We start from the raw sequence: 25,649 nt of genomic DNA, 5'->3' as shown, positions 1-25,649 counted from the left end.
AGAAAGGTGGTGACAACCACATGCAGGTTAGTGTTCGCGACAACAACGTCGATCAGGCGCTTCGTGCCCTGAAGAAAAAGCTGCAGCGCGAAGGCGTGTTCCGTGAAATGAAGCTTAAGCAACATTTCGAGAAACCGTCCGAGAAAAAAGCGCGCGAGAAGGCTGAAGCGATCCGTCGTGCCCGTAAACTGGCACGTAAGAAAGCACAGCGCGAAGGTTTGCTCTAAGACCTTTGGTCTCGTCCAGCTTTGGATGACACTATTTGACGACCCCCGAGGCATCGCCCGGGGGTTTGTCGTTTCGGCGATCGGTTTCAATCCGCCGACTCGTGGTACCGGCTGTGCGACAAGCCGCCATTTCCTCGCCAGCAACATTTTGCCCGGCATTTTGCAGAGCAGCGAATCCCGCATCGGTAGCATCGCGTTGCCAAAACTCGCCTGAGGTGAACCACCCCCTACCACCGCCGATATCCCGACCTCTAAGTGAGCCCGTCCGGAAGGGCACAAACACAAACGGAGGCAAAAATGTCGACTGCAAGTACATTCGAACGCGAGATGCTGGAGCTGATAAACCAGGAACGCACATCCCGCGGGCTCAACCCGCTTCAGCTTGAGACACAGCTGAACGATTCATCCGAAGATCACAGCACCTGGATGCTGGACACAGACACGTTCAGCCACACCGGCTCGGGCGGTTCCAGTGCGACTCAGCGGATGCAAAACGCCGGGTTCGATCTTGAGGGCAACTGGCGGACCGGCGAAAACATCGCATGGCAGTCCGAACGCGGACAGCCCGGCATCAGCGATGACGTGGCTCAGTTGCACCAGAACCTGATGAACAGCCCGGGCCACCGCGCCAATATTCTGAACCCGGATTTCAAATATATCGGAATCGGTATCGAAACCGGCGATATGCAGGGTTTTGATGCGGTGATGGTCACCCAGAACTTTGCCGCAACCGACGCGGCAGTCATGCTGGACAACGGCAATACGAACACACCGCCCGTTCCGCCAACCACACCGGACGAAGTTGCCGTTCCGGAAGACCCGGAACCTGAAACACCCGACACCGACGTCACCGAAACCGAAGAGCCGGAACCCGAAACGCCCGATACCGACGTCACCGAGACCGAGGAACCGGAGCCCGAAACACCCGACACCGACGTCACCGAGACCGAAGAGCCGGAACTCGAAACGCCGGACGTGGACGTGGTTGACGGAGGTGAGGCCGAGACGTTCTGCTTTGACGTTCAGGCCTTCCTGGATGAAATCGCCAGTTTCCTCGAAAACCTGCAAGCGCAGTTTGACGAGTTCAACTGGGGTGACGATATGAACGGCGACACGGACGTGGCAAACACCGATGATATCGACATGATGCCGACCGTCGACGTCACGCCGGAAACGGAATCCGAGCCTGCGGGCACCGAAACAGCCGACGTCGATGACTGTGACATCACAATGGTCAACTACTTTCACTTTGACTGCATGATGGATGCAGCCTGATCAGTTGACCCCGTGCGAGGCCGGTCGTGTCGGCCTCGCATATTCCGGCTCAGAGCCTGATTTTGCTTCAGTAGATCTTTGGTACGTAAAGCTCATCCGGCAAAACGCGGCGTTCATATTCCGGGTTGTACTTGCGGTCGGGCAGATTGACCTTTTCCTGAGGCACGTCCTCGTATGGGATTTTTGTCAAAAGATGCTCGATACAGTTTAGCCTTTCGCGTTTTTTGTCATTGCCTTCGACGATGTACCACGGGGCCTCGGGGATATTCGTTCGGAAAAGCATATCCTCTTTGGCCTTTGTGTAGGATTCCCAGCGGATGCGGGATTCAAGATCCATCGGTGACAGCTTCCATTGCTTCATCGGATCGTGAATACGCATGAGGAATCGCAACTGCTGTTCCTCGTCCGTGATCGAGAACCAGTATTTCAGCAGAATGATCCCTGACCGCACCAGCATCCGCTCGAACTCAGGAACGTCCTGAAAGAATTGTTCAACCTGGTCCTCGGACGCAAAACCCATCACCCGCTCGACGCCGGCCCGGTTGTACCAGGAGCGGTCGAACAGAACGATTTCGCCCGCCGCCGGCAGATGCGGTACGTAACGCTGGAAATACCACTGGCTTTGCTCTCGGCGGCTGGGTGCCGGCAATGCCACCACGCGCGCGACACGCGGGTTCAGACGCTGGGTGATCCGCTTTATCACGCCCCCTTTACCGGCACTGTCACGGCCTTCAAACAGGATACAGACCTTGGCCCCGGTATGCTGTACCCAGTCCTGAACCTTGATCAGTTCGGCTTGCAGGCGCAGCAGATTGCGGAAGTAAACCTTGCGATCCAACATGTCCGGATGCTGTTCCCGATAGATTTTCCGGACTTCCATCGACAGCATCGGTTCACTGAATTCTATCTCGAAATCTTCGTCCAGCGTGTCCTCCAGCTCGGCTTCCAGCCAGTCTTTGGGGGCGCCAGTGTTTTCGTTGTCCAAGGTCAGCTCCTTCTCGGTCTTCGGGTTCCGACCATATCGGGCCCGTGTAACAACCTGATGCCACCAGATAAATTGACGCTAGGGTCACGAGTCCTGCGGCTGTTGTCGTGCCTGCAAATCAGGTCCAGCGCGGGTATACGGTCTTTCCGTTGAATTTGTACATCTGGCCCGGGGGATACAAGCGTCTGAATTGACGCAATGCACGGCGCTTGGCCACGGATGCTTGCATTGCCTCGTTTTGGTGCGGCATCACGGTGCGCATGACAAAGGCGAGGCGATTGTGACATTCCTTCTTTCCGTGATGCCCGCGATCTGGCCCTGGCTTGTTCTTATATCAGCGCAATTGATGGTGCTGACCCGGCGGACAGGCATCGGCTTGTCGCTGCTGGTTTTGTTCATCAGCATTGCCTCGGCGACAGGATTGATGTCACCCATGGCGATCGCTGCGGCGGTTTTTGGTCTGGTCGGAGCTTTGTTGCTGCCCCATCTGAAAGGATGGCCTGCTGTCGCCGGACACTTGTTGTTGATCCTGTGGTGTCTGGTGATGGGTGCACATCTGCTGCCGGGATTCGAAAATGTGAAAATTCTGGATCAGGTACAGGCAGGCGCGGGAAGTGCCAGTTTCACCCTGCATCTGAACCTGGACAAACCGATGGTCTTCTTTGCCGTTCTTCTGGCCTGGCCCGGGATGCTGCGCGGCAAAACGCAGATCAAACGCACGGCTTTGCTGGCAGGGTTGCTGCTCCTGCCGGGGTTGTTTCTGTTGGGGCTTTCCTTCGGCGCGGTACAGCCGGAATTTACGGTCCCGCCCTGGTGGCTGGTATTTGCCCTGTCCAACCTGTTTCTGACCTGCCTGACGGAAGAAGCCTTCTTTCGTGGCTATCTGCAATCGGCCATCTCGTCGCGTTTTGGGGCCACTTGCAGCGTGATCGCTGCCAGCCTGCTGTTCGGGCTGGCCCATTTCTCCGGGGGGCCGGCGCTGGTGGTTTTTGCTTCCATTCTCGGGCTGGCCTGCGGATTGGGATACTATGCAACCAGACGCCTGTGGGTGCCTGTGATGATGCATTTCGGGTTCAACCTGACCCATCTTTTTCTGTTCACCTATCCCGGACCTTTATGACATTTAGACGGGCAAGGCAGTGGTCTTGAACACGGTACGCAAGGCAAACGAGCTTTGCATTTGCGCCACCCCGGGCAGGCGCGACAGGTATTGCCGATGGATGCGGGCGAAATCTTCGGTGTTTTCCGCCACAACTTTCAGAATGTAATCCGCCGTACCGGCCATCAGATGGCATTCCAGCACATCCGGTATCCGGGCCACCGCCTTTTCAAACGCATCCAGAACCTCTTCGGCCTGACCCTGTAGCGTGATCTCGACAAAGACCGTTGTCGGCACGTTCATCTTCCGCGCATCCAGCAGCGCCACGTAGTTGCGAATGTAGCCTTCAACCTCCAGCCGCTGAACACGCCGGTGGCAAGCCGACGGAGACAAGTTGACCTGTTCAGACAATTCCGAATTCGACATCCTACCGTTTTTTTGCAATGCCGCCAGAATCTTGCGATCAGTCGTATCCAAGCTCATTTATGCAATTCCTTTGCAAGGTTTTTGTATATTACGCGATATTCTTCCAAAGAAAAATGCACTGACACGTTTTCTTTCACAGAAATTGCACTGCGAAATGCACATAATTTAAGCAGTTTATGTACGGAGAACCCCATGAAAATCGGTTGCCCCAAGGAAATCAAACCCCAGGAATTCCGCGTCGGGATGACGCCCAATGCTGCTCAGGAAGCAGTTGCACGTGGTCACGAAGTTCTGATCGAATCCGGCGCAGGCATCGGCGCGGGATTTGACAACGACGCCTATGTCGCGGCTGGCGCGCGTATCATTGACACTGCGGAAGAGGTGTTTGCTACCGCCGACATGATCGTCAAGGTCAAGGAACCCCAGGCCGTGGAACGCAAGATGCTGCGCGAAGGGCAGTTGCTGTTCACCTATCTGCACCTGGCCCCGGACCCGGACCAGACGCATGACCTGCTGGAATCGGGTTGCACCGCAATCGCCTATGAGACTGTGACCGATGCGAACGGCGGCCTGCCCCTGCTGGCACCGATGTCCGAAGTTGCCGGTCGTCTGGCCCCTCAGGTCGGGTCGTGGACACTGCAAAAGGCCAATGGCGGGCGCGGCGTTTTGATGGGTGGCGTACCCGGTGTCGGCCCTGCCAAAGTGGTCGTAATCGGCGGCGGCGTCGTAGGGACTCATGCGGCGAAGATCGCTGCCGGAATGGGCGCGGATGTCACCGTTCTGGATCGCTCCTTGCCGCGGCTGCGCTATCTGGACGACGTCTTTGGCGGCACCTTCAAGAACCAGTATTCGACGGCGGGTGCCACGGCCGAGCTGATCCAGGATGCCGATATGGTCATCGGTGCCGTTCTGATCCCCGGCGCTGCGGCCCCAAAACTTGTCTCGCGCGCCCAGTTGTCGACTATGAAACCCGGTGCCGTACTTGTCGATGTTGCCATCGATCAGGGCGGGTGCTTCGAGACGTCGAAAGCCACCACCCATGCCGACCCGATCTACGACGTCGACGGCATCATGCACTACTGCGTTGCCAACATGCCGGGCGCGGTGGCGCGCACCTCGACCATCGCCCTGGGCAACGCAACAATGCCGTTCATGCTGTCTCTGGCGGACAAAGGCTGGAAACAGGCGTGTCAGGACGATCCGCATCTGCTGGAAGGTCTGAACGTCCACGCTGGCAAGCTGACCTACTACGCGGTCGGCAAGGCCCTTGGTATCGACGTCGTCTCGCCCAACGTGATCGTCAAGTCGTAACCACTCCCGCCCCTGAAATCGCTTTTGAAAAGCGATTTCCAGCGTTGGGCATAGCGCCACGCCACAGGCGTGGCGCGGTCGGACCCAAAGCTACGGTTTGAACAAAGAAAAGGGCACCGCGCCCTTGCGCGGTGCCCGGCCCAACAGGAGGAGGGCATTTTCGAATGCCCGATCGACGGGCGGGAGCCGTCACCCCTGTTTCTGGATTTCCACCGAATGAGGGTAAGGGATCGAAATACCCTTGTCGTCAAAGGCTTCCTTGATCATTTTCGTCAGCTCGAATTTGACATCCCAATAGTCTGGCGCCGAGCACCACAGCCGTGCCGTCAGATCCACCGAGCTGTCACCCAGGTTCGTAACCCGAACCCAGGGTTCCGGGTCGCTGTGAATGCGACTGTCCGCTTTGGCCACATCCAGAATGATCTGCATGGCTTTGTCCGCGCTGTCGCCATAGTCGATTCCGAACACCAGATCGACACGACGCGTGTCATGGGCAGAGTAGTTCGTGATGATCGAGCCCCATGCCTGACCGTTCGGAACGATGATCTGCACGTTGTCCGGCGTCACCAGCTCGGTGGTGAACAGGTTCAGGTCCTTTACGGTGCCTGACGTGCCGCCGATATCAACGAATTGACCCAGCTTGTAGGGCCGGAAGACAACCAGCATCACACCGGCCGCCAGATCGCTGAGCGTGCCTTGAAGCGCCAGGCCGATAGCCAGAGACGCGGCACCCAGAATGGCGACGATGCTGGTGGCTTCAATTCCGAAGATGCCCAGAACGGCAACCAGAACCATGGCGAGAATGGCCCATTTGACCAGGCTAGCCGAAAAGTTCCCTAGCGTCGGATCAATATGCGGCGTCGAATTGATCCGGCGGCGAACCATGCCCCCGATTGCACCAGCCACGATCCAGCCCAGGATCAGAACGACAAGCGCCTTGACGGCACTCATGATCAGCGGGGCAAATGCGCCCACCTGTGTTACGACCTCATCCACGCCCATCTCCTTTCAACAGCAAGAAACCCGCGAGGTTTTCGCGGGGGTCACCAGATTGTGAGCCAAGTTTGGCTTCCGGTCTAGGTGCGAGTTGCGTTGGATTTCCCCTTTGTTCACCAGAAAACACGGCCTGACCGGAAATGCACATCGCCAAGGGCTTATATAAATCAGGCGTGGCCCCTAGCTTTTACAGGGACAGCCAAACAGGAGCCCCCAATGCTGGACAACAAACCTCATCCGATCATGGCGCGCTGGCCCGCGCAGTCCCCGGACAAGATTCAACTGTATTCCTATCCGACTCCAAACGGCGTAAAGGCATCGATTATGCTGGAGGAAACCAGCCTGCCCTATGAGCCCCATCTGGTGACGCTATCGGATGCGGATGTCAAAAGCCCCGAGTTTCTGTCGCTGAATCCAAACAACAAAATCCCAGCGATCATCGATCCCAACGGGCCGGACGGCAAGCCGCTGGCCCTGTTCGAAAGCGGGGCAATCCTGCTGTATCTGGCCGAGAAATCAGGCAAGTTGCTGGGACAAAGCGCAGCAGACAAGCATCGCATTACACAATGGCTGATGTTCCAAATGGGGGGCGTAGGGCCGATGTTCGGCCAGCTTGGCTTCTTCTACAAATTCGCGGGCAGCGAAATCGAAGACCCCCGACCGCGCGAACGCTATGTCAACGAGGCCAAACGCCTTTTGAACGTGGTCAACACGCAACTGGAAGGGAAAGACTGGATCGCCGGCGATTACTCCATCGCCGATATCGCGCTTGCCCCCTGGTTGAATGCTTTGGACTTCTACGGCGCGAAAGAGGTTGTTGGCTGGGACGGCTACGCCAATGTCGTCGCCTATGTCGACCGTTTCATGCAACGCCCGGCGGTGCAGCGCGGCAAGACCATACCCCCACGCGCTTGATCTGCTTCGCAATCGACGGGGTGCCGAAACCGGCACCCGCATTGAAAAACTCAGCCCGGCAGTGCACCCGTCAGCACATACCGCAGAATTTCGACAACCTGCGCGGGCTTTTCCGCCACGGCCAGCGCGGATGCATCCACTTCTTTCAACGCGTGCTGATGCTCGGGGCCGTGCAGCACGATGATGGATTTACCCAGCGCTGCGGCATAGCCCGCATCAAAAGCCGCGTTCCACTGTTTGTACTTGTCGCCAAACCGGACAACCACCACGTCAGCATCCGAAATGCCCTTGCGGGTCCGGATCGCGTTGACCATCGCACCCTTGTGGTCATGCCAGTATTTGTTTGGCTCTTCCCCCAGAATGGCAACGCCGCAATCGTCGCTGGCCGCGTGGTCCGTCACCGGGCTGTTGAATGTGATGTCCAACCCCTGCGCGCCGTCGATGATCTGTTCGCGCCAATCGGTGTGGATTTCGCCAGAGAGGTACACGTTCAGCATCTTTCGTCCTCCGTAAACACGGAAAGGGCGCCACCGCCCCTTCATCTTTTCTGAAATACTCCCGCCGGAGGCGGCCCTGCATCAGCCCCGCAGAACACCGCCGGTCGCCTTGGAGACTTTGGCGATGATCTTTTCGGCCACCGCTTCGATGTCCTTTTCCTTCAGCGTCTGCTCTGTCGGCTGCAAACGTACCGTTATGGCCAGCGATTTTTTACCTTCACCCAGGCTGCCACCGATGAATTCGTCAAAGACACGCACATCTTCGATCAGCGCTTTGTCGGCACCTGCCGCCGCGTTCACCAATGTCAGCGCCTCGACGTTTTCATCAACGACAAAGGCAAAGTCACGTTCAACCGCTTGCAAGTCACGCAATTCCAATGCGGCACGTGTGGCACCGGACTTGCGGGGCAAGGGAACCTCGTCGGGCCAGATCGTAAAGGCCATTGCCGGACCCTTGATATCCATCGCCTGCAACACGCGCGGGTGCAGCTCACCAAAAACACCCAGCACCTTTTTGGGACCCAGACAGATCTTGCCGTGACGACCCGGATGCCACCAGGCATCGCCGTCGCGCAGAATCTGTACCTTGGCCGGTGCTCCGATCGCCGCAAGAACGGCCTCGGCATCCGCCTTGGCATCAAAGACATCCACCGGGCGCGAGGCCCCGTGCACATCCTTGGGGCCGTTGCGGCCAACCAGCAGGCCGGCGATCTGGGTTTTCTGGTCGCCGGGTTCGCCGTCGTGGAAAACAGGGCCAACTTCGAACAGGGCGACGTCGGCATATCCGCGTGCCTGATTGCGCGCCGCGGCCTGCAACAATCCGGGCAGCAGATCCGGGCGCATGTGGCTCATCTCGGACGAGATCGGATTTTCAAGCATGGTCGCGTCATCCCCGCCACCGAACAAAGCAGCCGAAGCCTGATCGATGAACGTATAGGTGACGCATTCGTTGTAACCCAGAGCGGCGCAGGTGCGGCGCGCCATGGACTGGCGGCGCTGTGTCGGTGTCATCACCGGCTTGGGAATACCATCTGTGACACGCGGCAAGGGCTTGCCCTGCAACTTGGTCAACGAGGCGATCCGTGCGACCTCTTCCACCAGATCGGCCTCACCCATGATGTCGGGACGCCAGCTTGGCACGTGGGCCATCTCGCCCTCCAGACGGAAACCCAGACGGGTCAGCGTCTGACGCTGCTCGCTTTCGGGAATGTCCATCCCGACCAGAGACTGCACCCGTTCGGCATCCAGCTTGTACGCACGCGCGTGGTTCGGCGCTTTGCCCGCCTCGACCACTTTGGATGCTTCGCCGCCGCAGATGTCCAGAATCAACTGGGTTGCGTGCTCGAGCCCTTCCAGCGTGTATTCAGGGTCCACGCCGCGTTCGAACCGGTACCGCGCGTCCGAATTGATTTTCAGCGCCCGACCCGTCAACGCGATCTGCACATGATCCCAGAACGCGCTTTCCAGGAACACATTCACAGTATCCTCGGTGCAGCCGGTTTCCTGACCGCCCATGATGCCTGCGATGGATTCCGGGCCTTTGTCATCTGAAATAACCATCATGCCGGGCTGAAGGGTGTATTCCTTCTCGTCCAGCGCCACCAGGGTTTCACCGCCTTTGGCGCGATGAACGCGAAGATTGCCCTGCACCTTGTCCGCGTCAAACACATGCAGCGGGCGGTTATGGTCAAAGGTCATATAGTTGGTGATATCCACCAGCGCCGAAATCGGACGCAGCCCGATCGCCTTCAACTGATCCTGCAACCACTGCGGGCTGGGGCCGTTCTTGACGCCCTTGATAAGGCGGCCCGTGAAATGCGGGCAGCCATCCAGCGTGTCCTCGTCAATCGATAATTTGATCGGGCTTTCGAAATCACCGGGCACCGGCACGTAGTCGCGCTGTTTCAGAGTGCCGATCCCACGCGCCGCCAGATCACGCGCGATGCCTTCCACGCCCAGTGCATCGGGTCGGTTCGGAGTGATCGCGATCTCGATTACGGGATCGACTTTCGACGGGTCATTCTCGGCAAGCCAATCAACTAACCTGTCACCGACCTCGCCCGAGGGCAATTCGATGATGCCGTCATGTTCGTCCGACAATTCCAGCTCGCGCTCGGACGCCATCATGCCAAAGCTTTCGACGCCGCGGATCTTGCCGACGCTGATCGTCAGGTCCAGACCGGGGATATACATGCCCGGCTTGCAGACGACGACAGTGATCCCTTCGCGGGCGTTGGGCGCGCCGCAGATGATCTGCAACTCGCCTTCATCCGTGTCCACCTTGCAGACACGCAGCTTGTCGGCGTCAGGGTGTTTTTCCGCGTGTTTCACATAGCCCAGCGTAAAGTCCTTGAGCTTGTCAGCCGGGTTGATGACCTCTTCGACCTCAAGGCCAAGGTCGGTCAGCGCCTCAGTGATCTCATCAACCGACGCATCGGTGTCGAGGTGGTCTTTCAGCCAGGACAGAGTGAATTTCATTGCTCGGGGCCTTTTTTGGCAGATATCCAGTCGGCACAGGCAATGACAAAGAATGCGCCAAGGTGCAAGCGCTGCGGGTCACGGATAGGTGGGGGTGCGGCCCAAAAGCTCGTCCAATTGCCGCCCGATCCAGCCATGCGGGATGAAATGCCCGCCCGGATGGGTGTCCAGCACCACCTGCCCCTGCGCACAATCGGCCCATTCCACCCGGCTGAGCGTCAGGAACGGTCTCACGCTCCAATCCCCGCGCGGGGTGGCACCGTTGCAGTTGTATTTCTTTCGCCACAGCGCCACCGGGTAGGTGGTATCGCCGCCCGGTCCAAAGGGAAAATCCATCACCGTGTCGTCCAGCCCATGCACATGGCGCACCTCGCGCGGGGCTTCGGGGCAGGCTTCAGTCTGGCGGATGCTGCCTGCAACGGCCAGCAGGGCGGCAATGTCATTGCCTGACTGACAGACATAGCGCCACGCCATCGCGCCTCCGAAGGAATATCCCGAGACATAGATACGGTCCGGATCAATCGGATAGCGCTTGGCCACATCCTCCAGCACCGCATCGGCAAAGGGCACATCGCCCGTGTCCGGGGTCCAGAAATCCCAGCTTTTGCCCAGACCGTTCGGGGCCACCAGCAACACGCCCCGCAGCTTCGTCGCGCCGGCAATGCGTTCGTGGTTCACGACAACATTACCCTGCCGCGCCCAGCCGTGGAAATGCAGCAGCACGGGCAGAGGCGTTACACCGTCCCAGCCATCGGGTTCCAGCACATGGTACGAGCGGTCGCCGACCTCACAGGCCGTATCGCCATGACAGGTATCCACCGCGAGGGCTTGGGTGGCAGTTAGCAACAGGAGGCAAAGAAGTCGATGGATCATGCGCTCGACCCTACCCAGCCTGAGCGCCAAGTCACGTCACAACCCTGTGGGAACCTGTAACAAGCCGCGCTGTCGCCCGTCTGTCAGGCTAGATCACAAGCCGCGCCATTGCCAGACCGCGGGGTGGCGATCCTCGGGCTATGGTGGGCAGTTTATGCTGGCCAAGTCCGCTTGACGTTCAAACGGGGTGCCTGCGGAGACAAATCGCCAGCCCGTGCGGACCGGACATCAAGCGAAAAGCTTGAAAACAATCTGAGATAGATAAGCAACTCCAAAAAACATGAGAGCGGCTATCAATGTGTTGATCCACCATGAAAAGCGACGAACTGTCCAAAATGGAACTTCATTTCCTATGCACTCAGCACATTTAACAGATGCGACAAAGGCCGCCCGTTGGTTTAAGTATACGCAATCGACAATAACCAACTCACGAGGGGCCATTTGCGGTATCGTGACCAAGCAATGTCCTTTTTCGACATTTTTGTATTCTACATTTCGCGGTTGCCAAACTGAAATGTCCGCTGGAAAATCCGACAACACAAACTCCACGTTTGTAGCTGGCTTACTTCCAACATTCTGGAGAAAGAACTTTTCAGTATAGATTTCTGTGTGGTTGCCGTTGCTGGTGTTATCCTCCGTTGGCACAGAAATGATATTGCGGGAGTTATTGGCGCGCCCATAAATCAGTTTCACGCGCGGCCTAAACAAGAATAGCACGCAAGCGGCCAATAACGTGAACGCTAGCCCGATTAGTTCGTCGTGAATTGGATCAAGAGTCGCCCAGATTGACGAGGCTACTTCAATCACCGCGACAAACCACCATGCAGGTTCGGCATATCCAGCGCCGCAAACCCATAGTGCCTCAGCCAGCGCAGGTCGCTGTCAAAGAACGCCCGCAGATCGGGAATGCCGTATTTCAGCATCGCCAGACGGTCGATCCCGATGCCGAATGCAAAGCCCTGATAGACCTCGGGATCGATGCCACCGGCGGCGATCACCTTGGGGTGGACCATGCCCGAGCCCAGAATCTCCATCCAGTCGTCGCCCTCGCCGATCTTCAGCTGGCCGTTATCCCAGGAACAGCGGATATCAACCTCGGCCGATGGCTCGGTAAAGGGGAAGTGCGAGGCGCGGAAGCGCAGCTCGACGTCGTCGACCTCGAAAAACGCCTTCACGAACTCTTCCAGAACCCATTTCAGGTTCGCCATCGAGATTTCTTTGTCAATCGCCAGCCCCTCGACCTGATGGAACATCGGCGTGTGGGTCTGGTCATAGTCAGCGCGGTAGACGCCGCCCGGACAGATGACGCGGATCGGCGCGCCCTGTTTCTCCATCGAGCGGATCTGCACCGGAGATGTGTGTGTCCGCAGCACATGCGGCGGGCGGTTATCGCCCTCGGCGCGGTGCATATAGAACGTGTCCATCTCGGCCCGCGCGGGGTGGTGGCCGGGGATGTTCAGCGCGTCGAAATTGTGCCAGTCGGTCTCGATCCGCGGCCCTTCGGCCACCGAGAATCCCAGTTCGGCAAAGATCGCGGTCAGTTCCTCGGTCGCCTGGCTGACCGGGTGGATCGAGCCCTGACGGCGCGGGCGGGTCGGCAGGGTGACGTCCAGCCATTCGGTGCGCAGACGTTCATCCAGCGCGGCATCGGCCAAAGCGGCCTTTTTGGCGGACAGGGCCGAATTGATCTCATCCTTCAGGGCATTCAGCGCGGGGCCTGCCACCTGGCGTTCCTCGGGCGTCATTTTGCCCAACTCGCGCATCTTCAGCGCGACCTCGCCTTTTTTGCCCACGGCGGCGACACGGATCGCCTCAAGCGCGTTCTCGTCGCCTGCCTCGGCGATTTGGCCCAGATATTTTGCCTTAAGATCGTCCATGACGCCCTCTGAATTTGGTCGCCAACCTGCTATCGGGCCAGCCCCGCGAATGCAAGCGGGACCGGGCGGATCAATAGCTGTATTCGGGGAAAATCCGGGTCAGATCACCGTTCCAGTCGCCGTTGTAGTGTTCCAGCAACTCATCCGCAGGCACTTTCCCGCTTTGGATGCTGTCCTTGAGCGCGTTGAGGAAATGGGTCTCGTCCGGCACCAGGCCACCGGCACCGGGATAGGCGCGGGCTTTCAGGCCGGCCTCGGAGATCGCCACAACCTCACGCGCCAGATCGTGCATGTTGATGGTGCCGACTTTCGCTTGCAGACCGTCTTTGGCAGCCGCGACACGCAGCGCCTCGCGGGTCTCGGTGTCCCAGCCTTTGACCAGATCCCAGGCCGCGTCCAGGGCCGTTTGATCGTAAGTCAGGCCGACCCAGAAGGCGGGCAAGGCACACAGGCGCCGCCACGGGCCGCCATCAGCCCCGCGCATTTCCATGAATTTCTTGATCCGCGCCTCGGGGAAGGCGGTGGTCAGGTGGTCGGCCCAATCGCTGAGCGTGGGCGTTTCACCCGGCAGAGCGGGCAGTTCGCCTTTCAGGAAGTCGCGGAAAGACATGCCCAGCGCATTGATGTACTGGCCGTCGCGATAGACGAAATACATCGGAACATCGAGCGCATATTGCACGTAACGCTCGAACCCAAAGCCGTCTTCGAACACGAAAGGCAGCATGCCCGTACGCGCATCGTCCAGATGCCGCCAGATATAGCTGCGCCAGCTTTTCTGGCCATTTACCTTGCCTTCGAAAAAGGGCGAGTTCGCAAACAACGCCGTTGCCACCGGCTGCAAGGCCAGCGCCACGCGCAGTTTCTGCACCATGTCGGCCTCGGACCCGAAATCGATGTTGACCTGAACCGTGCAGGTCCGTCGCATCATGGCGCGGCCCATGGTGCCGACCTTTTCCATATAGTCGTTCATCAGCCGATACCGCCCCTTGGGCATCAACGGCATTTCCTCATGTGTCCAGGTCGGTGCCGCGCCCAGACCGATGAAACCCACGCCGATCTCATCTGCGATGTCCTTTACCTCGCGCAGGTGGGTGTTCACCTCATCACAGGTTTCGTGGATGGTCTCGAGCGGAGCTCCCGACAGCTCCAGCGCGCCGCCCGGCTCCAGGCTGACATTGGCGCCGTCCTTTTCCAGACCGATCAGATGACCCGCTTCACGGACTTCGGCCCAACCGTGCCGGTCACGCAGGCCCTCCAACACCGCCACGATGGATCGCGCACCTTCGAACGGCAACGGTTTCAGCGTGTCCTTGCAGTAGCCGAATTTCTCATGCTCGGTGCCGATGCGCCAGTCTGCCTTGGGCTTGCAGCCCGACTCCAGATATTCGGCCAATTGCTCGTGGCGTTCGATTGGTCCGCCGCCGGACTGGGGGATGGACATGAGACCCGTGCTCCGATCCTGATGTGTCTGTCTTTTGGCCAGTCGTGGGGGCAAACCGCGCCGGTGTCAATGCAGCCGAAGGTGTAGAGGGCGCGAGGGCGTACGCTCCCAAATCACGACCGGGTGGGCCGATCCACCGTTCAGTTCGGCCAGCATATGCTCGGTTTTCAGGCCCGGAAGCGCCGAGAAGACATCGAACAGCGCCTCGGCCCCTTCCGCATTCACAGGAATGTGAAGCACCGCCTGACCCGGTTGTTCCAACACCCAATGCGCCGGCGTCGAGGTCGGATCGAGCGCCAGCCGCTCAATCTCGCGAGTGGCGATGATGCCGCCATCCAGTGGGCCGAAATAGGTGATCTGACCTTCATCGACGGTCACGACACCCTGTCCGCCAGTGCCGGTTCTGAACCGCGCGCGCTGCACCCCGATCACCGCCAGGGCTATTGCGACAGCGACAAGCAGCCAGCCGATCCACCCCAGCAGACCACCGGGCCCGTTGATCCAGCTGAGACCGAGGATCAGGACAAACCCGGCAACCAGCACTTCGCGCCAGCGCCACAGGGCCAGTTTGGCCTCGGGTCGGATGAAACTCATGACATCACCTTTTGTGGTGTTTGTAACAGGGCGACCCGATACCAGCCGACCTGCTGAAACCCCATCGCCTCATAGGCTCGCGCGGCAGGTGGATTGTTGGCGAACAGGATGGCCTTGTTCGCGCCCTCGGTCCTCGCCTTTTGTAGCACAGCTGTTGTGACCTTGCGCCCGAGTCCACAATTTCTGTTCTCGCGCGGCACAAATACACCGCCGACCTGAACCTGATCCCGGACTGATGCATTGATGGCGGCCATGGCTACGGGGGCGTCGTCTTCCAGCATGACAATCGCCCTGCCTGATTGAATATCGGTGGTGATCCGGTCGGAGGCCATTTCACGCGCCTCTTGCCCTTTGGCCTGGTCGGTATCCTCGAAGTAATCCGCAAACCAACGCGTCAGTAACGGCCGGTCTGCTTCGGACAGGGCACGAAATGGAATCGGTGCCTCTGGGATTTCGCCCAGATCCAGGCGGTACAGGGGTTCATCATGATGCAGGCGATAACCGGCCTGTCCAAGCCCTAGCGCGTCCAATATCATCTCAACCTGTTGTGCAGCCCCTGTCATGCCCAGAACGATCTGACCTGCGATCCGACCCGCTAATGCCTGAGCGGCCTCTGGCGAACAATCGGGCAGTTGCGCCATCAGGTAGCCCTTTTTGGTCAGGCCGAATACGCCTTGGATGCGATCCTGCCCCCAAATGAAGAACCGGGTAGAGTGGTCATCGTCTCCAAATCCAATCCCGTGCGCCAACAGGTTGCTGCGCAGAAACATGGAAGTATCGGGATGTTTGGCCAAAAACGCCTCAATGGCCGGGGCATCAGACGGCGAGGCTTCTTGGATCACGCCCAATCCCCCAACGCCTGCTGCCACATGGTCAATGCAGCCACCGCTGCCGTGTCGGCCCGCAGGATACGAGGGCCAAGGCTGACCACATGCGCGAATGGCAACCCTGTCAAACGCGCGCGTTCCTGGTCCGAAAACCCGCCTTCCGGGCCGATGAGAATCGCCCAGGGCCGTCCTTTTTCATTGGCGGCCAGTCGCAGGGCCGATCCAACCTCGGCTTCGTTGCAGAACATCAGTTGCCGATCTTCGGGCCATGCATCCAGCAGCCGATCCAACCGCTGTAAATCGGCCACCTCGGGCACGAAGGTTCCGCCGCACTGCTCGGCCGCCTCGACCGCATGGGCCTGCAGGCGGTCCTGACGAATGCGTTCGGAATTGGTGAACTCGGTCTGAACAGGCAGGATACGCGCCGCACCCATTTCGGCGGCTTTTTCCACGATGAAATCGGTGCGGGCCTTTTTGATGGGCGCGAACAGAAACCACAGATCGGGCGGCAGTTGCAACGGTTTCGTCTGTTCAAGGCAAGTCAGCCTCCCGCCACGCTTTCCCGCCTCGGAGACTTCGGCCAACCACTCTCCGTCCCGCCCGTTGAACAGGGCGACCTGCCCTTTGACCGCAAGGCGCATGACACCAAAGAGGTAGTGCGCCTGGTCGCGCGTCAAAGGAACCGATTGCCCCTGACCCAAGGGCTGCTCTACATACAGTCTGATCTTCGCACTCATGAGACCCTACATATGCAAGGCAATGCCCCAACACCAGATGGTCAAGTCGCCGATGCCGTCAGCGGCAACTGGGTCGACACCCACGCCCCGGCCTTTGCCCGCCCCTATCTTCGCCTCAGCCGCGCCGACCGGCCCATCGGGACATGGCTGCTGCTGATTCCCTGCTGGTGGGGGCTGGCTCTGGCGATCCTGCATGATGGTCAGCCGCGTTGGGAAGATCTGTGGATCGCCGTGGGATGCGCATTTGGGGCCTTCCTGATGCGGGGCGCCGGTTGCACGTGGAATGACATTACGGATCGGGAATTCGACGGGCAGGTCGAACGCACACGCTCGCGCCCGATTCCTTCGGGTCAGGTCAGTGTCCGGCAGGCCGCGGTCTGGATGGTCCTGCAATGCATTCTGGCGCTTGGCATCCTTCTCAGCTTCAATCAGGCGGCGATCGCAATGGGTGTTCTGTCCCTGCTGCCCGTGACGATCTATCCGTTTGCCAAACGGTTTACCTGGTGGCCTCAGGTGTTTCTGGGGCTGGCCTTCAACTGGGGCGCCCTACTGGCCTGGGCGGCGCATAGCGGTTCCGTGGGATGGCCAGCGGTGACGCTTTACCTGTCTGGAATCGCGTGGACCCTGTTCTACGATACAATCTATGCGCATCAGGATGCCGAGGATGACGAACTGATCGGCATCAAATCAACCGCCCGTCTGTTCGGAGCTGATACAGCGCGGTGGCTGAAGTACTTTTTGGTGGCGACCGTGTCGCTGATGGGGCTGGCCATCGTCGATGCAGGGGTGCCGGATGCCTCGATGCTGGCATTGGGCGTTGCGCTCTGTGGGCCTTGGGCAATGGGCTGGCACATGATGTGGCAACTCCGCGCGCTGGACATCGAAGACAATGCCAGGCTGTTGCAATTGTTCAGGCTCAACCGCGACACTGGCTTGATTCCGCTGATCTTCCTCTGCGTCGCCCTGTTGCTCTGATTGCACCTGCTGAACGCGGCCTGTAAAGATCGGCCCAACCGCCTGAGGAGTGTCAAACCCAAATATGCGTCTGCCGTATTTTATCGTTGTTTCCCTGATCTTTCTTGTATCAGCCGGGCTGTCGCTTTTGGCAGCCAGCTATGCCGTCACAAAGATCGAAGAGACATCGGAGTTCGCCGTGCGCCGGGCGCTTGACCTCAAAGGACACGACTGGGCCGAGGTCGAGTCAGACGGCTTGCGCGTGGTCCTGACCGGGATTGCACCCGATGAGGCGACACGATTCAACGCACTGACCGCAGCCGGAACCGAGGTCGATGCTTCCCGCGTAATCGATGAAATGGAGGTCGAAGCAACCTCTGCCCTGGCGCCGCCGCGCTTTTCAGCGGAAATTCTGCGCAACGATCACGGCATCTCGATCATCGGCTTGATCCCCGCCAGCGAAGACAGAGATGACCTGATCAGAAGGCTGAGCAACCTCGACCCCAACATCGCAGTTTCGGACCTGATGGAAACCGCGGATTACCCCAAGCCCGACGGTTGGGATGCCGCGATATCATATGCCATCGAGGCGCTGGCCAGCCTGCCGCGTGCCAAAATTTCCGCAAACGCCGATTTGGTCAAAATCACCGCCATTGCGGACAGCCAACAGGAAAAACAACGTCTCGAACGCGATCTGACCCGCGCCGCGCCGCCCAGCCTGCGGATCGGGCTGGCGATCTCGGCGCCTCGTCCCGTAATAACGCCCTTTACGCTGCGTTTTCTGATCAACGAAGACGGTGGGCAATTTGACGCCTGTTCGGCACAGGATGCAAAGGCACGCGACCGGATCGTGACCGCTGCGCGCGATGCCGGGTTGTCGGGAACATATTCCTGCACCATCGGTCTGGGCGAGCCCTCGCCACGCTGGCCCGAAGCCGCCGAGAAGAGCATTCAGGCACTGGCCAGAATCGGCAAAGGCTCGGTCACGATGTCGGATGCGGACATCACCCTGGTTGCGGCGCAAGGCACGGATCCAGCCTTGTTCGACCGGGTTGTAGGTGAACTTGAAACAGCGTTGCCTCAGGTCTTTGCCCTGCATGCCGTGCTGCCGGAACCTGAAACCAGCGAACAGACCGGACCCGTTGAGTTCTCGGCGACCCGAAGCCCCGAAGGGCTTGTGCAACTGCGAGGGCGTCTGGGGGATGAAACGTTGCGGGACATGGTCGACAGCTATGCCCGCGCGGCCTTCGGCTCGGATCAGGTCTATACCGCGACCCGCATCGCGCCGGGGCTTCCGGCAGATTGGCCGGTGCGTGTTCTGGCCGGCCTCGAGGCGTTGGCCCAGCTTCACAACGGGGCCTTGACCGTAACACCAGGCTCGGTCGAACTGACCGGCCTCAGCCATGAAGAGGATGCCAAAGCCCGTATCGCAGGTCAGTTGTCGGACAAGCTGGGCGAAGGGCAGGAATTCACTCTGACGATCACCTATCAGCCTCCGCCAGAGCCCGAAGACGCGCTGCCCGATCCTGAAGTCTGCGAAGCGCAGATCGCCGAAATCCAGACCGTCAGCAAAATTGCGTTCGAACCCGGATCAGCGACGATCGCATCCGACTCGCGCGATACGGTGAACCAGATCGCCGACATCCTGCGTGACTGCGGGCCGATCCGGCTGGAGATCCAGGGCCATACGGACAGCCAGGGCCGCGAAGAGATGAACCAGCAGCTCAGCCAGGCACGGGCGCAATCGATTCTGAACGAGCTGCGCGGGCGGCGCATTCCCACCAGCAGCTACACTGCCGTTGGATACGGTGAAACACAGCCCATCGCGGACAACGACACCGAAGAAGGCCGCGAAGCCAACCGGCGGATCGAGTTCCGGCTGATTCGTCCCGAACCGGTCGAAGCCTCCGAAACAGGCCTCGAAGCGCTCGAGGTCGAGGTTGGGGCTGAGGCTGACGCGCCTGAAACGGATCAGACCGAATCGACCGCACCAGACACGGACGCAGAGGACCAGTAAGTTGAACAGAACCGAATTCATCATCGCCACAGCCGTCATTCTGTTTGCGGCCTTCTGCATGGGCTGGTTTGCCAACTGGCTGGCACACCGCCTGTCCCGCGTCCGCCAAAGCGACGTTGCCGATCTGGATCGCATGAGCCAGGAACTGCACGAAGCGGAAGAAACCCGCGATCAGGCCATAACCTATCTTCAGCAACGTGAAGCCGAGTTGACCAATCAGCTGACCCAGACAGAGGCAGAGCTGGCCGCGGCCATGGACGGTCTGCGCGCCGCGCGGCAAGAGGCCGAGGAAATGCGCGGTCGGATCAACAACGCCGACTGAGAAACCGCCTTCCCGGACGGCTCACAGGACCTGCGCCAAGTCTGCGATCAGATCTTCGGAGTCTTCCAGTCCAACCGACAGCCTGAACACGCCGTCGCCTGCGAAATCCCGGTAACTTGCCAATTGCGCCCCTTCCAATCGGAAGGACGATTGCATCAAAGCTTCGGTTCCCATCCAGAATATCAGACTGCGATGGTGGCCAAGCGACACGGCATAGTGAACGATCCGGAGTTTATCGATCATCTGCTGGGCCAGTGCCTCGCCTGTTGCGTGATCACCCACCTGAAAAGCGATCATGCCGGATGTGTTGCGCATCTGCTGTTGGGCCAGCTCGTATTGGGGATGCGACTTCAGCCCCGGATAGATCACTCTGGTCACGCGCGCGCGTGTCTCAAGCCAATCGGCAACGACGGTGGCACCCGCCTGATGCGCTGTCATCCGCAGTGGTAGAGTGGCCATGCCCCGCGCGATCATCCACGCGTTGAAGGGGGACATGATGCTGCCGTGGTGGATCGCGGATTCGTTACGGATTTTCTCGATCAGGTCCTTTCGCCCGGCCACCGCACCACCGATGGCATCACCGTGCCCGCCGATGTACTTGGTCACCGAATGCATAATCAGATCAACGCCCAGCTCTTTGCTTGGCTGACCAAGCGGAGACGCAAAAGTCGCATCGCAGGACAGCAACGCCCCCGCGCTTTTGGCAATTGCTGAAACCGATGCCAGATCGGTCAGACGACCGATCGGGTTCACGGGTGTTTCCGTGTGGATGAGACGCGTGTTCGGCCTGATGGCTGCTGATACCGCCGAAAGATCGGACATGTTGACCGTGCTGACATGGATCCCCAGACGCGGCAGCGTGTCCCGCGCCAGCTCTGCCACACCCGCGTAAGAGACGTCGGAAACGATCACATGATCCCCGGCCGACAGGAACGTCAGGAAGATGGCGGTGGCCGCCGCCATACCGGACGCCAGACACAGGCAATCTTCGGTGCCTTCCAACATGCTGATCTTGGCTTCCAGCGTCCTGACGTTGGGATTGGCCCAGCGCCCGTAAAGATAAGGGGCTTCTTCCTCCAGATCGTGGGCCGAGAACCCCGCCACCTGATCCGTGACGAATGTCGAAGACATATGCAGGGCCGGCGCAGACGCACCGCTGGTCGGGTCCGGGGCTTCGCCCGCATGGATTGCCCGTGTCGCTAGGCCCTTGTTTCTCAGCCCGTCATGCATGCCGCCATCCTCTTGATCCGCTTGCGCAGATTTAGCGCAGGCTCGTGAACCGGCGTCCAGAGAAGAATTGAAACCGCTCGGTTTCCAGAACCACCGCGGTGGGCGCGCGACGCTACCAGCGGGTCAGAGCATCTTCGTCCTGATCTTTGGCCGCAACCCATTCGGCGCCGGAACGGGTAATTTCCTTTTTCCAGAATGGCGCGCGGGATTTCAGGTAATCCATCAGATATTCGGCCGCCTCGAACGCGTCCTTGCGATGCGGGGCCGCCGTGGCCACCATCATGATGCGATCCCCCGGAACCAAGCGTCCAAAACGGTGTATGACCAGCACGTCACCCAATGCCCAACGCGCCTGCGCCTCTTCGGCGATCTTGGTCAGGGCGCGTTCGGTCATACCCGGATAGTGCTCGATCTCCATCACATCCAGATCACCGCTCGCCAGGTCACGCACAACGCCGGTGAAGGTGACGATGGCGCCGTTGGAATCATCCCCGGCGGCAAAGGCATTGGCCTCGGCCCCCAGATCAAATGCCTCTTCCTGAACCGCGATCCGCATCGGTCAACCGCCCGTCATCGGCGGGAAAAACGCAACTTCCCGAACACCTGCCAGCGGAGCATCGAAATCCGACAGCTCCTGATCCAACGCAACGCGCAGCGCGGACAGATCGGCAAATGCCGCGGCATAGCGCTCTTCCCGAGCGCTCAGTTCAGTCACCAATTCGCTGACCGTGACCGCTTGCGTTTCGACCTTTTCCTTTGGCAAGCCGATGCGTTCGCGCACCCAGGCGAAATACAGAACATCCATCGGTTAGCTCTCCTTCAGATGAGGCATGGCCTTACGTAGGTAGTCATAGCCGGTGATCAATGTAAGCGTTGCCGCAATCCACAGCAGCCACAGCCCGACCTGACCCGCCCAATACATGCCATCGACATTCAGGCGCAGGTGGTTCACGTCGTCGACCTGACCCGCAATGATCTGCTCGACCAGCTCGGCATCCATGCCAAAACTCGCCATCACGGCATAGTGCTCGAAGATACCCTGCGAAAACAGAACCGCGATGGCGACCATCTGGGCCGTGGTCTTCCATTTGGCCAGTTTGGTGACTTTGAGCGTCCCGGCCACATCGCCCAGATATTCCCGCAGGCCCGAGACAAAAACTTCGCGAAACAGGATCACGGTTGCAGGAAGGACAAGCCACGGCGTCCAGTGCTCGGTCGAATAGCCCACAAGGATCATAAGCGCGATTACCACCATGGCCTTGTCGGCGATCGGATCCAGCATCGCTCCGATCTTGGTCTCCTGCTTCCATGCGCGGGCCAGATACCCATCGAACCAATCGGTAATCGCCGCCGACAGGAACAGGATCAGTGCAAACCAGTCCGCATAGGGCCGGGTGAAATACAGAAACATGACTGCCAGCCCGGGCGCGGCCAGCAGGCGCAGGACGGTCAGGAGATTAGGTAAATTCCACTTCATGGCTTGGACCCTATATCGCCGGTCCGGGACAGAAAAGCCAATCAGACAAAAAACTGCATCACTCACAAACGCTTGGTCAAAGCGCCGCAGGCCCGACGTCTCAGAACAGTACCTCTTGGCCTTTCCCGGCTTTGCGGTCAGATTGCCGCGCAAGCCCAGCCGGAAAGTACCAGATGACAGCGCATATTCAAACCGACACACGGTCAAACATGATCGGCAGCCTCTGGATGGTCGCCGCGATGGCCGGTTTTGCGCTGGAGGATGCGTTGCTGAAGGCAGCCTCAGCCGCGCTGCCGATCTGGCAGGTCCTGGTCCTTTTCGGCGCGGGCGGGTCGGTGATTTTCGCTGCGGTGGCCCGGGCCCGTGGGCAGCGGCTGTTGCAACCTGACGTTCTGTCCCGCCCGATGAAAATTCGGGTGCTGTTCGAGGTCTTTGGTCGGTTGTTCTATGTTCTGGCCATCGCACTGACGCCGTTGTCCTCGGCCACGGTGATCCTGCAAGCCACGCCTTTGGTCGTTGTTGCAGGCGCCGCGTTGTTCTTTGGCGAGACAGTCGGTTGGCGGCGTTGGAGCGCTATCTTTGTCGGCATGATCGGCGTTGTCGTCATCCTGCAACCCACCGGAGACAGCTTTTCGTTGCTGTCGATACTGGCGGTGCTGGGAATGCTGGGATTTGCCGGACGTGATCTGGCCAGCCGCGCAGCACCTGCCACGCTTGGAACCGAAGTCCTGGGGTTCTACGGCTTCCTCAGCATCATCGTGGCTGGCGTGGCCTATCGGTTTTGGGAGGGCGCGCCGATTGCACCGGTTGGCCTTCACACGAGCCTGCATCTGATCGGTGCGGTGCTGATGGGCGTAATAGCGTATGCGTCGCTGATGAAGGCGATGCGCACCGGCGAAGTGTCCGCCGTGACCCCGTTCAGATACACCCGGCTGTTGTTCGGCATTGGGCTTGGCGTAGCCATGTTTGGTGAGAGGCTGGATCCCAACATGTGGATCGGCAGCGCGCTGATCGTCGCGTCGGGCCTATATATCCTGTGGCGGGGCCGGCAGGCCTAGCCCTTGTCGTGGAAGAAATCGTAAACCTTCTGCGCCAACCCGGCCGAAATCCCTTCGACCGCTTTCAGATCGGTCAGATTGGCCCGGCTGACGGCTTTGGCGCTGCCGAAATGGGTCAACAGAGCACGCTTGCGCGCAGCCCCTACCCCTGGGACTTCATCCAACGGCGTTGCACCCACGGCCTTGGCGCGTTTCGCACGATGGGTGCCGATGGCGAACCGGTGCGCTTCGTCCCTGAGGCGTTGAATGAAATACAACACAGGGTCGTTGCGTTTCAGCGCAAAGGGGCGCTGGCCGATCCGGTGAAACTCTTCCTTGCCGTGGTCGCGGTCGACCCCCTTGGCGACGCCGACCATGGGAATGTCTTCGACCCCATGTTCGACCATGATCTGATGCACCGCGCTAACCTGCCCGGCGCCGCCATCAATCAGCAACAGATCGGGCCACAACCCTTTGTCGCGGTCCGGGTCTTCCTTTTGAAGTCTGGTGAAGCGGCGGTTCAGCACCTCTTTCATCATGCCGAAATCGTCACCCGGTGTCAGGTCATCACCGCGAATGTTGAACTTGCGGTAAGCGTTCTTCATGAACCCCTCGGGGCCGGCCACGATCATGCCGCCGACAGCATTGGTGCCCTGAATATGAGAGTTGTCATAGACTTCGATCCGTCCCGGTGGGCCATCCAGATCGAACGCCTCGGCCAGCCCGCGCAGCAACTTGGCCTGCGTGGCACTTTCCGACATGCGGCGGGCCAGAGCCTCGCGCGCGTTGCGCAAGGCACCGGCAACAAGTTCCTGTTTTTCGCCACGCTGCGGCACAAGGATTTCAACCTTGCGCCCGGCTTTTTCAGTCAGCGCGTCCTGCATCAGATCCACGTTTTCGATCCCATCCGACAGGATCAGCTGCCGCGGCGGTTCCTTGTTGTCGTAGAACTGGCCCAGAAAGGCCTCCATCACCTCGGCAGGTGAAACATCCGGGCCGACGCGGGGATAGAAATCCTTGTTGCCCCAGTTCTGGTTCGCACGGATAAAAAACACCTGCACGCAGGCCTGACCGCTGTCCATATACAGGCCGATCACGTCCGCCTCGGCCACACCGCGCGGGTTGATACCCTGAGAGGTCTGCACCTGCGTCAGAGCCCGGATGCGGTCACGCAGACCGGCGGCGCGTTCGAACTCCATCGCCTCAGATGCGGCCATCATCTGCTCGGCCAATTCCTCTTGCACCTTTGTCGAGCGGCCCGACAGGAAGCGTTCGGCGTCCTTCACGCTTTCACGGTAATCCTGCTCTGAGATCAGGCCGACACACGGCCCGGAACACCGCTTGATCTGATATAGAAGGCATGGCCGCGTTCGGCTGTCGAACATCGAATCCGAGCAGTTGCGCAGCAGGAACGCTTTTTGCAACTGGTTCAGCGTCCGGTTCACCGCACCGGCACTGGCGAAGGGGCCGAAATAGGCACCTTTTTCCTTCTTCGCCCCTCGGTGTTTCTTGATCTGCGGAAAGTCATGATCCTTGGCGACCAGTATGTTCGGAAAGCTTTTGTCATCCCGCAACAATACATTGTATTTCGGCTTGAGCTGCTTGATCAGGTTCTGCTCCAGCAGCAGGGCCTCGGTCTCGGTTCGCGTGGTCAGGAACATCATCGAGGCCGTCGCGGCGATCATCTTTTCGATCCGCCCCGAATGACCCGGCCGTGTGTAATTCGACACCCGTGCCCTGAGATTTCGGGCTTTGCCGACATACAGAACCCGGCTGTCTGCATCGAGCATGCGGTAAACGCCCGGAGAACTGTCCAGCGTTTTTACATAGCGCTGAATGCAGGCATAGCCGGTGGGGGATGATTCGCTGTCGGTGGTCATGATCCTGAGATATGATTCTCTGGCAATGGCTGCAATCTCACGCCTTTCAGATCAAGAGAAAACAAATCCACGGTTTCTGTGGATAAGTGTGAAGATAAAATTCCGGAAGATCGGAAATCCCCTTGTTTCCTTGCCTTTTCCTTTACTTGCACAAAAAATAGGCAACTTATCAAG

Annotated in this window: 27 protein-coding genes; 10 read left to right on the top strand and 17 right to left on the bottom strand. The window is 59.3% G+C overall.

Translation table 11 applies throughout. The features are described 5' to 3' along the window. Positions 1–20: 20 nt before the first annotated feature. From rpsU to FIU92_RS00855, 3 genes are all read left to right on the top strand, one after another. Positions 21–227, top strand: coding sequence for a 30S ribosomal protein S21 (gene rpsU, locus FIU92_RS00860; RefSeq protein ID WP_005614280.1), 207 nt, complete (start codon positions 21–23; stop codon positions 225–227). A 25-nt stretch (positions 228–252) separates the two neighbouring features. Then, positions 253–441: a hypothetical protein gene (locus FIU92_RS22660; protein WP_172978446.1), complete on the top strand. Its 189-nt coding sequence runs from the start codon at positions 253–255 to the stop codon at positions 439–441. An 83-nt stretch (positions 442–524) separates the two neighbouring features. Further along, complete coding sequence (locus FIU92_RS00855) at positions 525–1,502, top strand: CAP domain-containing protein (protein ID WP_254705336.1); 978 nt, start codon at positions 525–527, stop codon at positions 1,500–1,502. 67 nt (positions 1,503–1,569) lie between these two features. On the opposite strand, the gene ppk2 is transcribed toward FIU92_RS00855, so the two are convergent. Continuing rightward, entirely contained in the window at positions 1,570–2,487 is a 918-nt protein-coding gene (gene ppk2, locus FIU92_RS00850; RefSeq protein ID WP_371419726.1) for a polyphosphate kinase 2, read from the bottom strand. Positions 2,488–2,767: 280 nt separating this feature from the next. On the opposite strand from ppk2, the gene FIU92_RS00845 reads away from it, so the two are divergent. Further along, on the top strand, positions 2,768–3,607 hold the full coding sequence (locus tag FIU92_RS00845) for a CPBP family intramembrane glutamic endopeptidase (protein WP_152456757.1): 840 nt from the start codon (positions 2,768–2,770) through the stop codon (positions 3,605–3,607). A 3-nt stretch (positions 3,608–3,610) separates the two neighbouring features. Here FIU92_RS00845 and FIU92_RS00840 read toward each other — a convergent pair whose 3' ends face one another. After that, positions 3,611–4,069, bottom strand: coding sequence for an Lrp/AsnC family transcriptional regulator (locus FIU92_RS00840; RefSeq protein WP_152456756.1), 459 nt, complete (start codon positions 4,067–4,069; stop codon positions 3,611–3,613). 135 nt (positions 4,070–4,204) lie between these two features. Here FIU92_RS00840 and ald point away from each other — a divergent pair, with 135 nt between their 5' ends. Then, positions 4,205–5,323 carry an alanine dehydrogenase gene (gene ald / locus FIU92_RS00835; RefSeq protein WP_152456755.1) on the top strand — a complete coding sequence of 373 codons (1,119 nt, stop codon included), beginning with the start codon at positions 4,205–4,207 and terminating at the stop codon, positions 5,321–5,323. A gap of 189 nt (positions 5,324–5,512) precedes the next feature. Here the strand turns inward: ald and FIU92_RS00830 are convergent, their stop codons facing one another. After that, entirely contained in the window at positions 5,513–6,325 is an 813-nt protein-coding gene (locus tag FIU92_RS00830) for a mechanosensitive ion channel family protein (RefSeq protein ID WP_371419725.1), read from the bottom strand. A gap of 210 nt (positions 6,326–6,535) precedes the next feature. Between FIU92_RS00830 and FIU92_RS00825 the strand changes: the two genes are divergently transcribed. Next, the gene (locus tag FIU92_RS00825) at positions 6,536–7,234 is read left to right on the top strand and encodes a glutathione S-transferase family protein (RefSeq protein ID WP_152456753.1); all 699 of its coding nucleotides are present in this window, start codon (positions 6,536–6,538) and stop codon (positions 7,232–7,234) included. A gap of 50 nt (positions 7,235–7,284) precedes the next feature. Here FIU92_RS00825 and FIU92_RS00820 read toward each other — a convergent pair whose 3' ends face one another. The 9 genes from FIU92_RS00820 to FIU92_RS00780 form a co-directional block, all read right to left on the bottom strand. Next, on the bottom strand, positions 7,285–7,731 hold the full coding sequence (locus FIU92_RS00820) for a YtoQ family protein (RefSeq protein WP_152456752.1): 447 nt from the start codon (positions 7,729–7,731) through the stop codon (positions 7,285–7,287). Between the two features lie 81 nt (positions 7,732–7,812). Next, positions 7,813–10,209: a phenylalanine--tRNA ligase subunit beta gene (pheT, locus tag FIU92_RS00815; RefSeq protein ID WP_152456751.1), complete on the bottom strand. Its 2,397-nt coding sequence runs from the start codon at positions 10,207–10,209 to the stop codon at positions 7,813–7,815. Between the two features lie 78 nt (positions 10,210–10,287). Then, on the bottom strand, positions 10,288–11,082 hold the full coding sequence (locus FIU92_RS00810; protein ID WP_152456750.1) for a PHB depolymerase family esterase: 795 nt from the start codon (positions 11,080–11,082) through the stop codon (positions 10,288–10,290). 228 nt (positions 11,083–11,310) lie between these two features. After that, entirely contained in the window at positions 11,311–11,775 is a 465-nt protein-coding gene (locus FIU92_RS00805; protein WP_152456749.1) for a hypothetical protein, read from the bottom strand. Positions 11,776–11,885: 110 nt separating this feature from the next. Next, entirely contained in the window at positions 11,886–12,959 is a 1,074-nt protein-coding gene (gene pheS, locus FIU92_RS00800; RefSeq protein ID WP_152456748.1) for a phenylalanine--tRNA ligase subunit alpha, read from the bottom strand. Between the two features lie 70 nt (positions 12,960–13,029). Continuing rightward, a complete protein-coding gene (locus tag FIU92_RS00795) occupies positions 13,030–14,400 on the bottom strand; it encodes a glutamate--cysteine ligase (protein ID WP_152456747.1) in 1,371 nt (456 codons plus the stop codon). Between the two features lie 66 nt (positions 14,401–14,466). Next, complete coding sequence (locus FIU92_RS00790) at positions 14,467–14,994, bottom strand: hypothetical protein (RefSeq protein ID WP_152456746.1); 528 nt, start codon at positions 14,992–14,994, stop codon at positions 14,467–14,469. After that, positions 14,991–15,836: a GNAT family N-acetyltransferase gene (locus FIU92_RS00785; protein WP_152456745.1), complete on the bottom strand. Its 846-nt coding sequence runs from the start codon at positions 15,834–15,836 to the stop codon at positions 14,991–14,993. The genes FIU92_RS00790 and FIU92_RS00785 overlap by 4 nt, the downstream gene beginning before the upstream one ends. Next, positions 15,833–16,558 carry a 16S rRNA (uracil(1498)-N(3))-methyltransferase gene (locus FIU92_RS00780; protein ID WP_152456744.1) on the bottom strand — a complete coding sequence of 242 codons (726 nt, stop codon included), beginning with the start codon at positions 16,556–16,558 and terminating at the stop codon, positions 15,833–15,835. The genes FIU92_RS00785 and FIU92_RS00780 overlap by 4 nt, the downstream gene beginning before the upstream one ends. A 12-nt stretch (positions 16,559–16,570) precedes the next feature. On the opposite strand from FIU92_RS00780, the gene ubiA reads away from it, so the two are divergent. The 3 genes from ubiA to FIU92_RS00765 all read left to right on the top strand — a co-directional run bounded on the left by ubiA (position 16,571) and on the right by FIU92_RS00765 (position 19,851). Beyond that, positions 16,571–17,533, top strand: a complete 963-nt coding sequence (gene ubiA / locus FIU92_RS00775) for a 4-hydroxybenzoate octaprenyltransferase (RefSeq protein WP_152456743.1) — start codon at positions 16,571–16,573, stop codon at positions 17,531–17,533. 64 nt (positions 17,534–17,597) lie between these two features. Then, positions 17,598–19,529, top strand: coding sequence for an OmpA family protein (locus FIU92_RS00770; protein WP_152456742.1), 1,932 nt, complete (start codon positions 17,598–17,600; stop codon positions 19,527–19,529). A gap of 1 nt (position 19,530) precedes the next feature. Then, positions 19,531–19,851 carry a hypothetical protein gene (locus FIU92_RS00765; protein ID WP_117870533.1) on the top strand — a complete coding sequence of 107 codons (321 nt, stop codon included), beginning with the start codon at positions 19,531–19,533 and terminating at the stop codon, positions 19,849–19,851. Between the two features lie 21 nt (positions 19,852–19,872). On the opposite strand, the gene FIU92_RS00760 is transcribed toward FIU92_RS00765, so the two are convergent. From FIU92_RS00760 to pgsA, 4 genes are all read right to left on the bottom strand, one after another. Continuing rightward, entirely contained in the window at positions 19,873–21,081 is a 1,209-nt protein-coding gene (locus FIU92_RS00760) for a PLP-dependent aspartate aminotransferase family protein (RefSeq protein WP_152456741.1), read from the bottom strand. Positions 21,082–21,193: 112 nt separating this feature from the next. After that, complete coding sequence (locus FIU92_RS00755; protein ID WP_152456740.1) at positions 21,194–21,637, bottom strand: molybdenum cofactor biosynthesis protein MoaE; 444 nt, start codon at positions 21,635–21,637, stop codon at positions 21,194–21,196. A gap of 3 nt (positions 21,638–21,640) precedes the next feature. Then, complete coding sequence (moaD, locus tag FIU92_RS00750) at positions 21,641–21,886, bottom strand: molybdopterin converting factor subunit 1 (RefSeq protein WP_152456739.1); 246 nt, start codon at positions 21,884–21,886, stop codon at positions 21,641–21,643. A 3-nt stretch (positions 21,887–21,889) separates the two neighbouring features. After that, positions 21,890–22,558: a CDP-diacylglycerol--glycerol-3-phosphate 3-phosphatidyltransferase gene (gene pgsA / locus FIU92_RS00745; RefSeq protein ID WP_152456738.1), complete on the bottom strand. Its 669-nt coding sequence runs from the start codon at positions 22,556–22,558 to the stop codon at positions 21,890–21,892. A 173-nt stretch (positions 22,559–22,731) separates the two neighbouring features. Here pgsA and FIU92_RS00740 point away from each other — a divergent pair, with 173 nt between their 5' ends. After that, a complete protein-coding gene (locus FIU92_RS00740; protein ID WP_152456737.1) occupies positions 22,732–23,616 on the top strand; it encodes a DMT family transporter in 885 nt (294 codons plus the stop codon). On the opposite strand, the gene uvrC is transcribed toward FIU92_RS00740, so the two are convergent. Beyond that, positions 23,613–25,475, bottom strand: a complete 1,863-nt coding sequence (gene uvrC / locus FIU92_RS00735; RefSeq protein ID WP_152456736.1) for an excinuclease ABC subunit UvrC — start codon at positions 25,473–25,475, stop codon at positions 23,613–23,615. The two genes, FIU92_RS00740 and uvrC, sit on opposite strands and share 4 nt — an antisense overlap. Positions 25,476–25,649 lie beyond the last annotated feature (174 nt).

It is taken from the genome of Ruegeria sp. THAF33 (genome assembly GCF_009363615.1).
Lineage (GTDB): Bacteria > Pseudomonadota > Alphaproteobacteria > Rhodobacterales > Rhodobacteraceae > Ruegeria.
Note: the sequence above shows the minus strand (reverse complement) of the source record. Positions and strands in the feature narration are given on the sequence as shown.

Bases quoted from the DNA above. Each gene is read 5' to 3' on its own strand.
- rpsU (WP_005614280.1), top strand. From the start codon at position 21: ATGCAGGTTAGTGTTCGCGACAACAACGTCGATCAGGCGCTTCGTGCC.
- FIU92_RS22660 (WP_172978446.1), top strand. From the start codon at position 253: ATGACACTATTTGACGACCCCCGAGGCATCGCCCGGGGGTTTGTCGTT.
- FIU92_RS00855 (WP_254705336.1), top strand. From the start codon at position 525: ATGTCGACTGCAAGTACATTCGAACGCGAGATGCTGGAGCTGATAAAC.
- FIU92_RS00840 (WP_152456756.1), bottom strand. From the start codon at position 4,069: ATGAGCTTGGATACGACTGATCGCAAGATTCTGGCGGCATTGCAAAAA.
- ald (WP_152456755.1), top strand. From the start codon at position 4,205: ATGAAAATCGGTTGCCCCAAGGAAATCAAACCCCAGGAATTCCGCGTC.
- FIU92_RS00830 (WP_371419725.1), bottom strand. From the start codon at position 6,325: ATGGGCGTGGATGAGGTCGTAACACAGGTGGGCGCATTTGCCCCGCTG.
- FIU92_RS00825 (WP_152456753.1), top strand. From the start codon at position 6,536: ATGCTGGACAACAAACCTCATCCGATCATGGCGCGCTGGCCCGCGCAG.
- FIU92_RS00820 (WP_152456752.1), bottom strand. From the start codon at position 7,731: ATGCTGAACGTGTACCTCTCTGGCGAAATCCACACCGATTGGCGCGAA.
- pheT (WP_152456751.1), bottom strand. From the start codon at position 10,209: ATGAAATTCACTCTGTCCTGGCTGAAAGACCACCTCGACACCGATGCG.
- FIU92_RS00810 (WP_152456750.1), bottom strand. From the start codon at position 11,082: ATGATCCATCGACTTCTTTGCCTCCTGTTGCTAACTGCCACCCAAGCC.
- pheS (WP_152456748.1), bottom strand. From the start codon at position 12,959: ATGGACGATCTTAAGGCAAAATATCTGGGCCAAATCGCCGAGGCAGGC.
- FIU92_RS00795 (WP_152456747.1), bottom strand. From the start codon at position 14,400: ATGTCCATCCCCCAGTCCGGCGGCGGACCAATCGAACGCCACGAGCAA.
- FIU92_RS00790 (WP_152456746.1), bottom strand. From the start codon at position 14,994: ATGAGTTTCATCCGACCCGAGGCCAAACTGGCCCTGTGGCGCTGGCGC.
- FIU92_RS00780 (WP_152456744.1), bottom strand. From the start codon at position 16,558: ATGAGTGCGAAGATCAGACTGTATGTAGAGCAGCCCTTGGGTCAGGGG.
- ubiA (WP_152456743.1), top strand. From the start codon at position 16,571: ATGCAAGGCAATGCCCCAACACCAGATGGTCAAGTCGCCGATGCCGTC.
- FIU92_RS00770 (WP_152456742.1), top strand. From the start codon at position 17,598: ATGCGTCTGCCGTATTTTATCGTTGTTTCCCTGATCTTTCTTGTATCA.
- FIU92_RS00760 (WP_152456741.1), bottom strand. From the start codon at position 21,081: ATGCATGACGGGCTGAGAAACAAGGGCCTAGCGACACGGGCAATCCAT.
- FIU92_RS00755 (WP_152456740.1), bottom strand. From the start codon at position 21,637: ATGCGGATCGCGGTTCAGGAAGAGGCATTTGATCTGGGGGCCGAGGCC.
- moaD (WP_152456739.1), bottom strand. From the start codon at position 21,886: ATGGATGTTCTGTATTTCGCCTGGGTGCGCGAACGCATCGGCTTGCCA.
- pgsA (WP_152456738.1), bottom strand. From the start codon at position 22,558: ATGAAGTGGAATTTACCTAATCTCCTGACCGTCCTGCGCCTGCTGGCC.
- FIU92_RS00740 (WP_152456737.1), top strand. From the start codon at position 22,732: ATGACAGCGCATATTCAAACCGACACACGGTCAAACATGATCGGCAGC.
- uvrC (WP_152456736.1), bottom strand. From the start codon at position 25,475: ATGACCACCGACAGCGAATCATCCCCCACCGGCTATGCCTGCATTCAG.